Source organism: Rhizobium ecuadorense (assembly GCF_001187535.1).
In the GTDB taxonomy this organism is placed as follows: Bacteria; Pseudomonadota; Alphaproteobacteria; order Rhizobiales; family Rhizobiaceae; genus Rhizobium; species Rhizobium ecuadorense.
Genome location: NZ_LFIO01000381.1, coordinates 272,003 through 285,719 on the forward strand (window position 1 = coordinate 272,003; position 13,717 = coordinate 285,719).

At 61.0% G+C, this 13,717-nt stretch carries 14 protein-coding genes; 9 read left to right on the forward strand and 5 right to left on the reverse strand.

What is annotated here, in order from left to right:
- Positions 1-15 precede the first annotated feature (15 nt).
- On the reverse strand, positions 16-1,062 hold the full coding sequence (gene moaA, locus AF337_RS09535) for a GTP 3',8-cyclase MoaA (protein ID WP_049731970.1): 1,047 nt from the start codon (positions 1,060-1,062) through the stop codon (positions 16-18).
- Between the two features lie 132 nt (positions 1,063-1,194).
- Here moaA and AF337_RS09540 point away from each other — a divergent pair, with 132 nt between their 5' ends.
- The 3 genes from AF337_RS09540 to AF337_RS09550 are packed head-to-tail and all read left to right on the forward strand — an operon-like array spanning position 1,195 to position 3,162.
- Complete coding sequence (locus tag AF337_RS09540) at positions 1,195-1,572, forward strand: gamma-butyrobetaine hydroxylase family protein (RefSeq protein ID WP_193393591.1); 378 nt, start codon at positions 1,195-1,197, stop codon at positions 1,570-1,572.
- 23 nt (positions 1,573-1,595) lie between these two features.
- Complete coding sequence (locus AF337_RS09545) at positions 1,596-2,786, forward strand: low temperature requirement protein A (protein WP_049731971.1); 1,191 nt, start codon at positions 1,596-1,598, stop codon at positions 2,784-2,786.
- A 13-nt stretch (positions 2,787-2,799) separates the two neighbouring features.
- Positions 2,800-3,162: a pentapeptide repeat-containing protein gene (locus AF337_RS09550; RefSeq protein ID WP_049731972.1), complete on the forward strand. Its 363-nt coding sequence runs from the start codon at positions 2,800-2,802 to the stop codon at positions 3,160-3,162.
- Between the two features lie 46 nt (positions 3,163-3,208).
- On the opposite strand, the gene AF337_RS09555 is transcribed toward AF337_RS09550, so the two are convergent.
- Positions 3,209-3,676: a MarR family winged helix-turn-helix transcriptional regulator gene (locus AF337_RS09555; protein WP_049731973.1), complete on the reverse strand. Its 468-nt coding sequence runs from the start codon at positions 3,674-3,676 to the stop codon at positions 3,209-3,211.
- Positions 3,677-3,723: 47 nt separating this feature from the next.
- Between AF337_RS09555 and AF337_RS09560 the strand changes: the two genes are divergently transcribed.
- Positions 3,724-4,704 (forward strand): alpha/beta hydrolase, encoded by a 981-nt coding sequence (locus tag AF337_RS09560; protein WP_049731974.1) that lies wholly within the window; start codon positions 3,724-3,726, stop codon positions 4,702-4,704.
- Positions 4,705-4,739: 35 nt separating this feature from the next.
- Positions 4,740-5,351, forward strand: coding sequence for a pyridoxamine 5'-phosphate oxidase family protein (locus AF337_RS09565; protein WP_049731975.1), 612 nt, complete (start codon positions 4,740-4,742; stop codon positions 5,349-5,351).
- A 49-nt stretch (positions 5,352-5,400) separates the two neighbouring features.
- Here AF337_RS09565 and AF337_RS09570 read toward each other — a convergent pair whose 3' ends face one another.
- Positions 5,401-6,468 (reverse strand): GGDEF domain-containing protein, encoded by a 1,068-nt coding sequence (locus AF337_RS09570; RefSeq protein WP_049731976.1) that lies wholly within the window; start codon positions 6,466-6,468, stop codon positions 5,401-5,403.
- Positions 6,469-6,817: 349 nt separating this feature from the next.
- Here AF337_RS09570 and AF337_RS09575 point away from each other — a divergent pair, with 349 nt between their 5' ends.
- A complete protein-coding gene (locus AF337_RS09575) occupies positions 6,818-6,997 on the forward strand; it encodes a hypothetical protein (protein WP_049731977.1) in 180 nt (59 codons plus the stop codon).
- Between the two features lie 23 nt (positions 6,998-7,020).
- Here the strand turns inward: AF337_RS09575 and AF337_RS09580 are convergent, their stop codons facing one another.
- Positions 7,021-8,628 carry a fumarate hydratase gene (locus AF337_RS09580; RefSeq protein WP_049731978.1) on the reverse strand — a complete coding sequence of 536 codons (1,608 nt, stop codon included), beginning with the start codon at positions 8,626-8,628 and terminating at the stop codon, positions 7,021-7,023.
- A gap of 256 nt (positions 8,629-8,884) precedes the next feature.
- Here AF337_RS09580 and AF337_RS09585 point away from each other — a divergent pair, with 256 nt between their 5' ends.
- Positions 8,885-9,712 carry a VCBS domain-containing protein gene (locus AF337_RS09585; RefSeq protein WP_049731979.1) on the forward strand — a complete coding sequence of 276 codons (828 nt, stop codon included), beginning with the start codon at positions 8,885-8,887 and terminating at the stop codon, positions 9,710-9,712.
- Positions 9,713-9,900: 188 nt separating this feature from the next.
- Here the strand turns inward: AF337_RS09585 and fumC are convergent, their stop codons facing one another.
- Entirely contained in the window at positions 9,901-11,292 is a 1,392-nt protein-coding gene (fumC, locus tag AF337_RS09590; protein WP_049731980.1) for a class II fumarate hydratase, read from the reverse strand.
- 61 nt (positions 11,293-11,353) lie between these two features.
- On the opposite strand from fumC, the gene AF337_RS41930 reads away from it, so the two are divergent.
- Entirely contained in the window at positions 11,354-11,620 is a 267-nt protein-coding gene (locus tag AF337_RS41930; protein ID WP_128146124.1) for a hypothetical protein, read from the forward strand.
- Positions 11,621-11,690: 70 nt separating this feature from the next.
- A complete protein-coding gene (locus AF337_RS09595; protein ID WP_049731981.1) occupies positions 11,691-13,601 on the forward strand; it encodes a L,D-transpeptidase family protein in 1,911 nt (636 codons plus the stop codon).
- Positions 13,602-13,717: the final 116 nt, after the last annotated feature.

Sequence of the window (13,717 nt, forward strand, 5' to 3'; positions counted from 1 at the left end):
TCGCGGGACCGCGTCTCACCCACCCGTAACACTCATATGCCGGGCCACGGCCGGCCTATTGTGCGTGCGGTCGATGATGAAGTCGTGGCCCTTCGGTTTGCGGGTGATGGCCTCGTCGATGGCGGTGCGGAGGAGGGCGTCGTCTTGGCTGGCGCGCAGGGCGGCGCGCAGATCGGCGGCGTCGTTCTGGCCGAGGCACATATAGAGCGTGCCGGTGCAGGTGAGGCGCACACGGTTGCAGCTCTCGCAGAAATTATGGGTCATCGGTGTGATGAAGCCGAGGCGGCCGCCGGTTTCTCCCACCCTGACGTAACGCGCCGGGCCGCCGGTCTGGTAGTCGATATCGGTGAGCGTGAACTGCCTCTCCAGATCGGCGCGCAGCGCGGAGAGCGGCAGGTACTGGTCGGTGCGGTCCTCGTCGATCTCGCCCATCGGCATGGTTTCGATGACGGTGAGGTCCATGCGGCGGCCATGGGCGAAGCGCAGGAGATCGGGCATCTCGGTGTCGTTGAAATCCTTCAGCGCCACGGCGTTGAGCTTGATCTTGATGCCGGCCTTCTGCGCTGCGTCGATGCCTTCCATCACCTTGGCAAAATCGCCCCAGCGGGTGATCTTGCGGAATTTGTCGGGATCGAGCGTATCGAGCGAGACGTTGATGCGGCGCACGCCGCACTCATAGAGCTCCTCGGCATGGCGGGCGAGCTGTGAGCCGTTGGTGGTCAGCGTCAGCTCGTCGAGGCCGGCGCCGATCTTTTCGCCGAGCCGGCGGACCAGATACATGATATTCTTGCGTACCAGCGGTTCGCCGCCGGTGAGCCTGATCTTCCTCACGCCCTTGGCGACGAAGGCGGAACAGAGCCGATCGAGTTCCTCAAGCGTCAACAGATCCTTCTTCGGCAGGAAGGTCATATTCTCGGCCATGCAATAGGTGCAGCGGAAATCGCAGCGGTCGGTGACGGAGACGCGCAGATAGGTGACGGCCCGGCCGAACGGGTCGATCATCGGATGTGCATCCGCCGTGAGCGGCGATGCATCGCCTATCGTTCCTACCCTGGTATTCACCTGTATCTCCGTGGTCTCTTCAATGTGGGCATATGCTATTGTCGCGTCAAGGGAAACAGCTGGTGCGCCATGCCAATTTCAGCTTGCGCTGAAAAACATCAGCGCCTACTCCTCGCAGGAGAAGAGGACAAAATGATGAGCGATATCTGGCCGAGCGAACTTCGCGTTTCGAAAGACCGGCAGCGGCTGGCGATAACCTTCGACGACGGCCAGAGCTTCGACCTGTCGGCCGAGCTTTTGCGCGTGCTGTCGCCGTCGGCCGAGGTGCAGGGCCACGGGCCGGGGCAGCGGGTGACGGTGCCGGGCAAGCGCAATGTTGCGATCATCGCGATGACGCCGACCGGCAATTATGCCGTGAGGATCGGTTTCGACGACATGCACGACACCGGCATCTACACCTGGACCTATCTGCGCGAACTCGGCGAACGGGGCGCGGAGCTGTTTTCGGCCTATGAGGACGAGCTCAGGGAAAAAGGCATGAACCGCGATACGGCGGAAAAGCCGCGCTGAAATCAACGGGTATCGGGGGATACATGACAAAAGCGAACGGAAAGAACTGGCTGCGCGCCAAGGGGAGTGCGGCCGGCAGCAAGGTGACCTTCCTCGAGCTGTTCTTCGACCTGGTCTTCGTCTTTTCGATCTCGCAGCTTTCGCATGCGCTTGCCGCTCATTATACGCTGCTCGGTGCGGCCGAAGCGGCGCTGATGACCTTTGCCGTCTGGTGGGTGTGGATCTTCACCGCCTGGGTGACGAACTGGCTCGATCCCGACAAAATGCCGGTGCGCGGCATGCTTGTGGCGCTGATGATGCTCGGACTGCTGCTGTCGGCCTCGATCCCCGAAGCCTTCGGCGACAAGGGGCTGCTCTTTGCCGGCGCCTATGTGGCGATGCAGGTCGGGCGCTCGCTGTTTACGACCTATGCGATGACGCGCGTTGACCGCGCCAATACGCTGAATTTCGTCCGCATCACCACCTGGCTGGTGGTGGCTGCGATCTTCTGGATCGCCGGCGGGCTGCTCGATCATGAGGCCCGGCTGATCGCCTGGGTGATCGCGCTGGCGATCGAATATATCGGGCCGGCCGCCGGCTTTGCCGTGCCGGGGTTCGGCCGCTCGACGCCGAGCGACTGGGATGTTTCCGGCGCCCATATGGCTGAGCGCTGCGCGCTCTTCGTCATCATCTGTCTCGGCGAAGCGATCCTGGTTTCCGGCCGCACCTTTTCGGAGCTGCCGGTTTCGGGGCTGACCGGCATCGTCTTCATCACCGGCTTCGTCGGCACGGTCGCCATGTGGTGGCTTTATTTCCGCTTCGGCCACGGGCGCGCCGCCCACCGCATCGAGCATGAGGCGACCCCGGGGGCACTGGCGCGGCAGGCTTTCACCTACGGGCATATCCCGATCCTTGCCGGCATCATCGTGCATGCGGTCGCCGTCGAGTTCATGTTCTCGCATCCGCATGAGACGGGCGATCTCGGCATCGCTGCGGCAGTGCTCGGCGGCTCCGGCCTGTTCCTGATCGGCAATCTCTGGTTCAAGGGCGCGACCAGCGGGCAGCTGCCGCTGTCGCATCTTGCCGGCCTGGTGCTGCTGATCCTGCTTGCCTTCGCGGCACCCTTCATCGAGATTTATCTGCTGGGCATTCTGGCGACGCTGGTGCTGATCATCGTCGCTGCCTGGGAATATCGCTCGCTGAGCGGTGCATCGCCGGCGCCGACGCTGCATTGAGGAACTGCCCGGTATGAGTCGTCACCCCAAATCCGAAAAAATCCTGACCCGCTATGCGACGGGAGAACGCAATTTTCGAGGGCTGGACCTCGATGATGAATTTTATGATTTCAGTCACGTCGATCTTCGCGGGGCTGTCTTCACCGGAAGCTGGATTGTTGCGAGCTTTACAAGGGCCAATCTTGAAGGCGCTGACTTTTCTCATTGCAACGTAAAAACCTGCGATTTTTCGGGAGCAAGGTTGGCATCGGCAACCTTCTTCGGATCGGCAATCGATGCGGCCGTCTTCGATGGCGCGGACCTGACGGGCACTATTTTCGAAAAGGCCGGCGCTTTCGGGTATATTCTTGGCAAAGGTGAATTGCCCCCACACTGAGGATGGCTGCCGACAAACGCTACGAAACCGATCGACTGAACGACAGTCAGTCCGGGTCCCTGAGATCCTGCAGCAGCACGGTGATGATGCGCTCCATTGAGGTGGCGGTCGCCATGCATTGCTCGATCGGCTCGTCGGAGAGGGTGCGTTCGATGAGATCGGTCTGGATCGCCATCGCCGCCTCGGTCAACGTGCGGCCTTCCGCAGTGAGGTAGAGGCGCAGCACGCGCTTGTCGCGCGCGTCGCCGCGCCGCTCGATCAGGTCCCGTTTTTCCATCTGCGGCAAGAGCATGCTCATATTGGAGCGGCCGACGAGCAGCTTGCGGGCCAGCTCCTGCTGCGAGATGCCCTCGAAACGATAGAGATTGACGAGAATGTCGAGGTGCGGCGGCTTGATGTCGAGATCGGCCAGCGAGCGCGTCAGCGACTGTTGCATCAGCTGGCAGGCGCGCGCCACCGCGATCCAGCTGCGAAAACGCGGATGATCCCAGGGAAGGGATTGATTTTTGTTCATCGTTGTACTTTATTGTTCAGTGTTGAACAGTCTTTTGGATTCTCACTATGGCAAATTTTGCGCTTGAGGTCACCCGTCTCGGGTTCTCGGTTCTGCAGGCGATTTCGCCCGATCTGGCCGGCAGGATGGCGTTCCAGCTGTTCTGCCGAACACCATCGCCGCGGCCGAAGGGAGCCAGGGCGAAGGCGGCGCATACGGCAGGTGCGGCCCGGCTTGCCGGCGCCGAGCGCTTCACGCTCAAGCTTGCCGGCGGCGCGAAAGCGCATGCCTATCGATTGAACGGCGGAGCGCAGGGAAAACGCAGGCGTTATCTGGTGACGCATGGCTGGGGCTCGAGCGCCGAATATATGGCCGAACTCGTATCGATGCTTGCGGCAACGGGTGCGGAGGTGGTGGCGCTCGATTTTCCCGGCCACGGGCACGCCGGCGGGCGCTTCCTGCATATGGGGCTTGCGGTCGGAGCGATCGCCGCGGCCGAGCAGCGCTTCGGCGCATTCGATGCGGTCATCGGCCATTCCTTCGGCGGTGCGGCGCTAATGGTAACAGCGGCGGGTCTGCTGCCTGAGGTGGCGCCTCTCGCCTGGGAGCGGCTGGTGCTGATCGGCGCGCCCAGCGAGATGCGCTGGCTGTTTGTCGATTTCGGCCGGATGATCGGCCTTCGCCCCGCCGCGCAGGCCGTGCTGGAGAATGACGTCCATCGCGTCACCGGTCGGCGACTTGAGGCGTTCGATGCGGATAATACGGCGGGCGGCATCGGCCGGCCGGTGCTCGTCATCCATGCCGAGGACGACAAGGAGGTGCCGCCGGCCCATGCCAGGCGTTATGGTGCGGCGGGCGGACGTGTACGGCTGTTCTGGGCGAACGGCTTCGGGCATCGGCGTATCGTCGGCGCGGCGCCTGTCCTTGACGCGATCGCGGCATTTCTCGACGGCGATCGGGACAAAGAGGCCATTTGCGACGAAAGCATCAAAAAAGATGCGGAGATCATTCCGTTTTTTGAGCTTCCGGCGCGGCGCGCCGCATTGTAGCGTCCGCCCTGATATCAGCCGCGGCGGGACGCCTTATGAAAATCATCAGCAGCATCGAAGAGCTTAACACGATCTATGGCGCCGGCCTGTCGCAGGCATCGGTCGACAAGGTGACGAAGCGGCTGACGCCGCTCTATCGCGAGATGATCGAGATCTCGCCGTTTGCCGCACTTGCGACCGTCGGGCCGGAGGGGCTCGACTGTTCGCCGCGCGGCGATCTCGGCGGCGTGGTGCGCATCGCCGACGACGAGACGCTGCATCTGCCGGACTGGCGCGGCAACAACCGCGTCGATTCACTCTCCAATATCGTGCGCGATCCGCGGCTGGCGCTGATGTTCCTGATCCCCGGCTCGAACACGACGATGCGCATCAACGGCCGCGGCGTCGTCTCCGACGACGAGGCGCTGCTTGCAAGTTTCGAAATGGATGGCAAACATCCCCGCACCGTCGTGGTGATTTCGATCGACGAGGTCTATTTCCAATGCGCCCGCGCCGTCATGCGGGCGGAACTATGGAATGCCGAGCACTTCGCCGATCCCGCCGGTCTGCCGACACCCGGCCAGATGCTGAAGGCCGCCGTCGGCGATTTCGACCAGGAAACCTATGACCGGGAATGGCCGGGACGCGCGGCGAAGACGATGTGGTAAAACTGCTGTCACCCCTGGGTGACAGAGCACCTGCGGCGCGGAATTGCCGTCAGCTCTTGTAGATCAGCCAGCTTTTGGTGAAATCCTTCTGCATGCCGTCCTGATAGAGGATGGTGCAGTTGCGGCCGGCATTCTTGGCGCCGTAAAGGGCGATGTCGGTCTTGCTGTAGAGTTCGCCGGCATCCTCGGCGCTGGAGGCCATGCAGATGCCGATCGAGACGGTGATCGGGCCGTAATTGACCCGCGTGCGGGAATTTTTGAACGGGGTCGTTTCCAGCGTGCGGCGGATGCGCTCGGCGATCGCGGTGATTTCCTCGGGCGTGTTGCCGTCGATAATGAGCGCGAATTCCTCGCCGCCGGCGCGCGCGACGAAGACATCGCGGCGGACATTGCTGCGGATGACGGAGGCGACGGTGGCGAGGATCTTGTCGCCGACGGGATGGCCGTATGTATCGTTGATCTTCTTGAAGTTGTCGATATCGGCAAGCAGCAGGGCCGTCACCGGCCGCATGCCGGGATTGTTGAAGACGGCGGCGAGGCGCTCGTCGAAGGCGCGGCGGTTGGAAAGGCGCGTCAGCGAATCGGTGTTGGCAATACGCTTGTATTCGTCGAGTTCCTTGCGGACCTGGTCCATCTCCTGCGAGCGCTGAACGACATCCTCGACGGTGCGTTCACCGTGCGCCATGGTGTCGCCGGTCGCTTGGCTGAGAAGCTCGATAGCGTTTTCGATCAGCTCGACGCTGGCATTGCTCTTGGAGGTGATGCGCTTATGGGTTTCGCCAAGCAGCCTGGTATAGCTTTCCAGCGAACTCTGCTCCTGCCTCAGGACCCTGAGCAAGCCGTCGAGCTCGCCTGATATGCGGGTATGGGCGTCGTCGACGACGCGGGCCGGGCTGCTGGTGAAATATTGCGCGCCCAGCGCATCGAGTTCGGCCTGCGTCGCCTGGCTGCCAAGGGCTGAAAGCTCGCGTGTCAGCGCCGGATTGGAGCCGATATAGGCCTCGTAGAAGAGTTCGTAATTGCGCGGTATCGGCGCAACGCCCATCGAGCGCATGGCATAGGTGATCTGGCCCGCGACATCGGGAACCTGCACCTTGGGCGCGACAGCCGTATTCATCCGGCGAACTCCTCATATATTCGAAGGCAATAATCTATTTGCTAGCTTAAATTTCTTGGGAAAAGATTAAAGCGATATATACCAAAGATTACATACGACAAGTTTCCGAGGTCGCAATACTTCCGGCAGGCCTATGATTTTCCATCGAAAAACGTATTTTTGGCGGGACAATGCATACCCGCTGCGCGAGAATGGCGTTTGAAAAACTTACAGTTATTCTTTGTGCTCGGGGTCGTATTCATCTTGTCGACAGTCGGTTTTGGCCGCCGGCTATTTCATACCGAGTATTTTGCAGTGATACTTCCTGAGGGCGAACCCGGTCGCAGCCCGCAAATTCAGGCGTAAGATCATGAAAAGGTCTCGTCACGCCTCCTTCGCCATCATCACCGTCGCCGTTATCGCCGCGGGCGCCTTGCTACTGGAGTATACCGGTCTGCTCGCCGGAGCTTTCCGCACGGAAATCCTGGCGAGGGTGGATGATGGCGACGTGGTGAATGCTGTGGATATTGCGGGCGGAACAATGCGGTAGAAGATCCGCCCGCGGCCAGACATTCAACCGAGGTTTAATTCCTGGAAGAAATCATTGCCCTTGTCGTCGATGACGATGAAGGCGGGAAAGTCTTCGACCTCGATCTTCCAGACCGCTTCCATGCCGAGCTCGGGATATTCGAACACTTCGACCTTGCGGATGCAGTCCTGGGCGAGGCGGGCGGCGGGACCGCCGATCGAGCCGAGATAGAAGCCGCCATGTTTCTTGCAGGCCTCGCGCACGGCGCGCGAGCGGTTGCCCTTGGCCAGCATCACCATCGATCCGCCGAAGGATTGGAACTGATCGACGTAACTATCCATCCGGCCGGCCGTCGTCGGGCCGAAGGAGCCGGAGGCGTAACCTACAGGCGTCTTGGCGGGACCGGCGTAGTAGACCGGGTGGTTTTTCAGGTAATCGGGCATGCCTTCGCCCTTTTCCAGCCGCTCGCGGATCTTGGCGTGCGCCAGGTCTCGGGCGACGATGATCGTCCCTGTGAGCGACAGGCGCGTCTTGACCGGATGCCTGGACAGTTCGGCAAGCACTTCGGTCATCGGCCGGTTGAGGTCGATACGGACGGTCGATTCCGACAGTTTCGTCTCATCGATCTCGGGCATGTATTTCGACGGATCGGTTTCCAGCTGTTCGATGAAGATGCCGTCGCGGGTGATCTTGCCCTTGGCCTGGCGGTCGGCGGAACAGGAGACGCCGAGGCCGATCGGCAGCGAGGCGCCATGGCGGGGCAGGCGGATGACGCGCACGTCATGACAGAAATACTTGCCGCCGAACTGGGCGCCGACGCCCATCTGCTGCGTCAGCTTGTGGATTTCCTTCTCCATCTCGAGGTCACGGAAGGCGTGACCGCTCTCGGAACCTTCGGTCGGCAGCTCGTCGAGATAGCGGGTCGAGGCGAGCTTGACGGTTTTCAGGTTCATCTCGGCCGAGGTGCCGCCGATGACGATCGCCAGATGGTAGGGGGGGCAGGCTGCCGTCCCTAACGTCAGGATCTTCTCCTTGAGGAAGTCGATCATCCGGTCATGCGTCAGCAGCGAAGGCGTGCCCTGATAAAGAAAGGTCTTGTTGGCCGAGCCGCCGCCCTTGGCGACGAAGAGGAATTCATAGGCGTCGGTGCCTTCCTCGTAGATGTCGATCTGGGCCGGCAGGTTGTTCCTGGTGTTCTTCTCCTCGAACATTTTCACCGGCGCGAGCTGCGAATAACGCAGATTCTTCTTCTCGTAGGCATCCATGACGCCGCGGGCGAGGGCTGAAGTATCGCCGCCTTCGGTCCAGACCCGGCGGCCCTTCTTGCCCATGATGATCGCCGTGCCGGTATCCTGGCACATGGGCAGCACGCCGCCGGCTGATATATTGGCATTCTTCAATAGGTCGTAGGCGACGAAGCGGTCGTTGTCGGTCGCCTCGGGGTCGTCCAGGATCGAGGCGAGCTGCTTCAGATGGCCGGGGCGCAGCAGGTGGTTGATGTCGGCAAAGGCGGTTTCGGCAAGCAGGCGGATGCCTTCCGGCTCGACGGTCAGGATCTCCTGGCCCTTGAAGCTGTCGACCGAGACATGGTCGCTGCTGATCTTGCGGTAGGGGGTGGCATCCTTGCCGAGTGGGAAGAGATCGTCAGCCATCGAAGTGACCTTTCTGGTGGGCGTCCGTCGCGAAATTGGAACCGGTCTAAATCCGCAGCGGAGCAAAAGCAATCTGGATGCGGCCGGACTCTGGAGGGGAGCCAGGTCGTGCGGCGTTTTGCAGTCGGCACGCTACACGCGGCAGGCGAGTGAAAAACGGCGAAATCGAGATTTGTCGCGAAGCCGACGACTTCAGGTTGCCTTCGGTTCGAGGCCAGTTCATATTCCCGCCAGCGTTAACCTGCCGGGGCTTCCCATGACGAATGCAAAGCCAACTGCTGTCGACGACCTTCTCGTTTTTTTCGAACATGACTGGATCAGGGGCGATCTGCTGCGCCTCGCCAGCGATCCCGAGGGAGCGCAGATGTATGCCCGCTTCGTCAATGGCGTGCGGATCGACGCCAAACATGGGCCCGACCATGAAACGATCATTGAAGGCAAGTACGGAACCTTCAAGGTGAAACCTGACGGTCACTTCACGTATGAGCTGGACTACACGCTCGACGTGGTGAAGAATTTAGGGAAATACGATCAGCTCATCGAGACGCTGAGCTACAAGATGTCCGATGGCTCAGGGGGCACGGATCTCGGCGTGCTGACGCTGGCGATCGACGGCGTCAAAGAAGGCGAAAAATACCACGAGGTCCTGGATTTCGACGACATGGGCGTCACGTCGAGGGCAGATAATTTCTTCCTTCCCGACTATCGGGGCTTTGCGCTCTCCGTGAACGGCAGTCAGGAGCTGACGCTTCTGAACGGTATCGTCTACGATACCATCCCAGGCGTCGACGCCATCACCGAGGACGGCTTCAGCGATACCGTCCTATCGCCGGGGTCGGCGCCCGTGATGTTGAAAATGGTCGATGGCGGGGAGTTCACCTTTCAGGGCGTCTCGATCGCCGAATTGTCGGCATCACCGTTTCACCTGACGCTGACGGCCATGAACGACGGGCAGATCCTCTATCAGCAGGAACTCGAGGTTACGGGTCCCAATCTTATGGTCGAGATCGAAGACATCGATGAAATCCGCTTCGATTTCATGGGCAATTCGGTGGTGATGGACAATTTTTCGCTGTTGGTTTGAGGCTTGCAGGGTGTGCTGCGGGGTGCCGGCAGGCGGATGCGGGGCTTTATCTGCGTTGGCTGGACAGAAGTACGGTCCGATATATCTTGCTCCTGCTAAGGAGACAGAGCACCGCGTTGCCACACGTCTCTTCTCCCCGCTGGGGAGAAGAGGGAGCAAGATGAGAGGTGGCGGACACCTCGGCCGTTCTACTTCGGGCCGATCATCGTCTCCGGGCGGACGATCGCGTCGTAATCCTCCACCGAGACAAGGCCGCTGGCGAGCGCTTCTTCCTTGAGTGTGGTGCCGTTCTTGTGGGCGGTCTTGGCGATCTTGGCGGCTGCGTCGTAGCCGATCTTTGGGGCAAGCGCGGTCACCAGCATCAGCGAGCGGTCGAGGCCGGCCTTGATGTTGTCTTCGCGCGCCTCGATGCCGACGACGCAATTGTCGGTGAAGGAGACGGCGGCGTCGGCCAGCAGCTGTACCGACTGCAGGAAATTATAGGCCATCATCGGATTATAGACGTTGAGCTCGAAATGGCCCTGGCTGTCGGCGAAAGTCAGTGCGGCATGATTGCCGAAGATGTGGATGCAGACCTGGGTCAGCGCCTCGCACTGGGTCGGGTTGACCTTGCCGGGCATGATCGACGAGCCGGGCTCGTTTTCCGGCAGCGCCAACTCGCCGAGGCCGGCGCGCGGGCCGGAGCCGAGCAGACGGATGTCGTTGGCTATCTTGAAGAGGGCGGCGGCGGCGGCATTGATGGCGCCATGGGAAAAGACCATGCTGTCATGCGAGGCGAGCGCCTCGAACTTGTTCGGCGCGGTGACGAAGGGCATGGCTGTTATGGCGGCGATCTCTTCGGCGACCTTTTCGGCAAAGCCCACCGGTGCATTGAGACCGGTGCCGACGGCGGTGCCGCCCTGGGCGAGTTCGCAGAGGCCGGGCAGGGTCATTTCGATGCGCTTGATGGCGGAGCCGACCTGGGCGGCATAACCGGAAAATTCCTGGCCGAGGGTCAGCGGCGTCGCGTCCTGGGTGTGGGTGCGGCCGATCTTGATGATGTGGCTGAATTCCGTGACCTTCATGTCGAGGGCGGCATGCAGGTGTTTCAGGGCTGGCAGCAGGTGATGGGCGATCCGTTCGGCGCAAGCGATGTGCATCGCCGTCGGGTAGGTGTCGTTCGACGACTGGCTCATATTGACGTGATCGTTCGGATGCACCGGCTTTTTGGAACCCATGACGCCGCCAAGCATTTCTATAGCGCGATTGGAGATCACCTCATTGGCATTCATGTTGGACTGCGTGCCCGAACCGGTCTGCCAGACGACAAGCGGAAAATGCTCGTCGAGCTTGCCGTCGATCACTTCCTGGGCGGCATCGACGATTGCCTTGCCAAGCGCATGGTCGAGCTGGCCGAGCGAGATGTTGGCGCGGGCGGCCGCCTGCTTGACGATGCCGAGCGCACGCACGATCGACAGCGGCTGCTTTTCCCAGCCGATCTTGAAATTGCCGAGCGAACGTTCGGCCTGGGCGCCCCAATATCGGTCGGCGGCGACGTCGATGGGACCAAAAGTGTCGGTTTCTGTGCGGGTTGCGGTCATCGGCCTTGCCTTCCCTTTACATGCTGTTTTCGGTCATCTGAGAAAGATGAGATCTTATAGGTTGGAACGTCCGACAAGAAAACCGGACGCCATAGGAAATATTGAAATTGGAACTCATGTTTTCGTGGGTTGTGCGGCGTGCTTTTTAGGCCACTTTGAAAATTTTATGCGCGCGGCCGTTTTCGCCCCACTGGCCCGGATGCGAAAATTCGGTAAAAAATTAACTAATAATTTCATAATTTTGTGTGAACTTCTGCATGGCGCCATGCAGGATCTCTGTCACACAGAATTGAGTCCGCCGGCGCTGGCGGCGCAGGCCGGTTTCTGATCAATGGGCCGGACGCTGAGTTTCGCGGGATTTGAGCTGAGAACAGCATGACACCGGGACTGGAAGATATATGACGTTCGTTTTGAAAAGCGCGGCATCCGCATTGGCAATTTCCTGCGGCGTGGCAGTTATGAGTGCCGCACCCGCGCATGCTTATACTTTGATGGACATGCTGCGCGGCGACAGGCAGCGGACCCAAAGCACCATCTTCATGGATCAGGCGCCCGGCCGTCCAGTGCCGCGCGGCGCCGACGGCGGTTCGCTCGGCGGGCTCGATCCGGAAGCGCCGCTGCCGAAGGTTAGCGGCCCGCGTTATTACACCTACAAGACTGAGACGCTGCAGTTCGTCGACACCAGCAAGTTTGCCGATCCCGTCGTCACCGGCGCGGTCGCCGATGTTTCGGCGAGCGGCGATGCCGGCGCCGAACCCGCCGTGCAGCGCCGTTTCCTGGCGCAGGCCAAGGTGCGCGCCAATGCTGATGTCGCAAAGGCGCTCGAAGCCTATTACGGCGACAGCCGAAATCCGCTCGTCTGGGTCGAGGGCAACCAGGTGAACGACCGCGCCAAGTCGGCGATGGCGGCACTTGCCGATGTGGCTTCCGTCGGTCTCAACCCGGCCGATTACGTTGTCCAGACGCCTGATATCGATCCTGCCAATCCCGATCCCGCCGCCCGCGACCGGGCGCTGACGCAGTTCGAGCTCGAACTCTCGGCCAAGGTGCTGGCCTTCGTGCAGGATACGGTGCGCGGCCGTATCGATCCGAACAAGATTTCCGGCTATCACGACTTCCAGCGCAAGGCGGTCAATCTGACGCCGGTGCTGAAGCTTGCCCGCATGAGCCCCGATGCCGGCGCCTATATCGCCAGCCGCTCGCCCGATGGTCCGCAGTTCGAGGCGCTGAAAGCGGAGCTTGCCAAGCTTCGCGCCGCTGATGGTGGCAATGAGGAGCAGATCGTCATTTCGCTCAGCGGGTTGCTGAAGCCCGGCGACAGCTCGCCTGAGATCGCCAATATCGTCAAGGCGATCGGCAAGCACGGTTCCGAAACGCTGAGGACCGATCAGGCGGCAACACTTGCCGCATACGCAGGCGGCATCGACTATTCGCCCGATATCGTCTCGCTGGTCGAGGCCTTTCAGAAGGAGCGCGGACTGAAGGCCGATGGCGTCATTGGCCAGGCGACCGTGCGCGCCATGACCGGCGGCGATACCAATGCCTCAAAGATCGACAAGCTCGATGTCGCCATGGAGCAGGCGCGCTGGCTGCCGGAGGATCTCGGTTCACGCTACGTGATGATCAACCAGCCGGCCTTCATGGCCTACTACCACAATGACGGCAAGGAACAGCTGTCGATGCGCGTCGTTGTCGGCGGCAAGAATAACCAGACCTACTTCTTCGACGACGAGATCGAGACGGTGGAGTTCAACCCGTTCTGGGGCGTGCCGCAGTCGATCATCATCAACGAGATGCTGCCGAAGCTGCGCTCGGACCCGAACTATCTCGACCAGCTCGGCTATGAAGTCGAAGTGAACGGCCATGCCGTCGCCTCGTCGAGTGTCGACTGGTACGGCTCGACCAATAATGTTTCGGTGCGCCAGCCGCCGAGCAGCGACAATGCGCTCGGTGAACTGAAGATCCTGTTCCCGAACAGCCACGCGATCTACATGCACGACACGCCGTCGAAGAGCTTCTTTAAGCGCGACATGCGGGCTCTGAGTCATGGCTGCGTGCGCTTGTCCAATCCGCGCGCAATGGCCGCCGCCGTGCTCGGCACGTCGGTCGACGATGTCGCCAAGCAGATCGCCAGCGGGCAGAACCATGCGGTGAAGGTGCCGCAGAAGATCCCGGTCTACGTCTCCTACTTCACCGCCTGGCCAAACAAGGACGGCGTGGTAGAGTATTTCGACGACGTCTATGGCCGCGACGCCTATGTCGACAAGGCTTTCGACGCGACGACGAAGGCGCGTGGCGCGCAGATTTGACGTAAGGTTTAGTGGGTAATTGAATGGGCGGTCTTCGGGCCGCCCGTTTTGTTTTTAGCCGACTGCCGACGTCGTCGTTCTGGGCTTAAGTCCAAAGTAGGAATGACGAAGGAGAG

Excerpts from the sequence above, each read along its gene's own strand:
- AF337_RS09545 (WP_049731971.1), top strand. The coding sequence starts at position 1,596 with ATGACAAAAGCGAACGGAAAGAACTGGCTGCGCGCCAAGGGGAGTGCG.
- AF337_RS09540 (WP_193393591.1), top strand. The coding sequence starts at position 1,195 with ATGATGAGCGATATCTGGCCGAGCGAACTTCGCGTTTCGAAAGACCGG.
- AF337_RS09560 (WP_049731974.1), top strand. The coding sequence starts at position 3,724 with ATGGCAAATTTTGCGCTTGAGGTCACCCGTCTCGGGTTCTCGGTTCTG.
- AF337_RS09555 (WP_049731973.1), bottom strand. The coding sequence starts at position 3,676 with ATGAACAAAAATCAATCCCTTCCCTGGGATCATCCGCGTTTTCGCAGC.
- AF337_RS09570 (WP_049731976.1), bottom strand. The coding sequence starts at position 6,468 with ATGAATACGGCTGTCGCGCCCAAGGTGCAGGTTCCCGATGTCGCGGGC.
- AF337_RS09550 (WP_049731972.1), top strand. The coding sequence starts at position 2,800 with ATGAGTCGTCACCCCAAATCCGAAAAAATCCTGACCCGCTATGCGACG.
- AF337_RS09575 (WP_049731977.1), top strand. The coding sequence starts at position 6,818 with ATGAAAAGGTCTCGTCACGCCTCCTTCGCCATCATCACCGTCGCCGTT.
- AF337_RS09580 (WP_049731978.1), bottom strand. The coding sequence starts at position 8,628 with ATGGCTGACGATCTCTTCCCACTCGGCAAGGATGCCACCCCCTACCGC.
- AF337_RS09585 (WP_049731979.1), top strand. The coding sequence starts at position 8,885 with ATGACGAATGCAAAGCCAACTGCTGTCGACGACCTTCTCGTTTTTTTC.
- AF337_RS09565 (WP_049731975.1), top strand. The coding sequence starts at position 4,740 with ATGAAAATCATCAGCAGCATCGAAGAGCTTAACACGATCTATGGCGCC.
- AF337_RS09595 (WP_049731981.1), top strand. The coding sequence starts at position 11,691 with ATGACGTTCGTTTTGAAAAGCGCGGCATCCGCATTGGCAATTTCCTGC.
- fumC (WP_049731980.1), bottom strand. The coding sequence starts at position 11,292 with ATGACCGCAACCCGCACAGAAACCGACACTTTTGGTCCCATCGACGTC.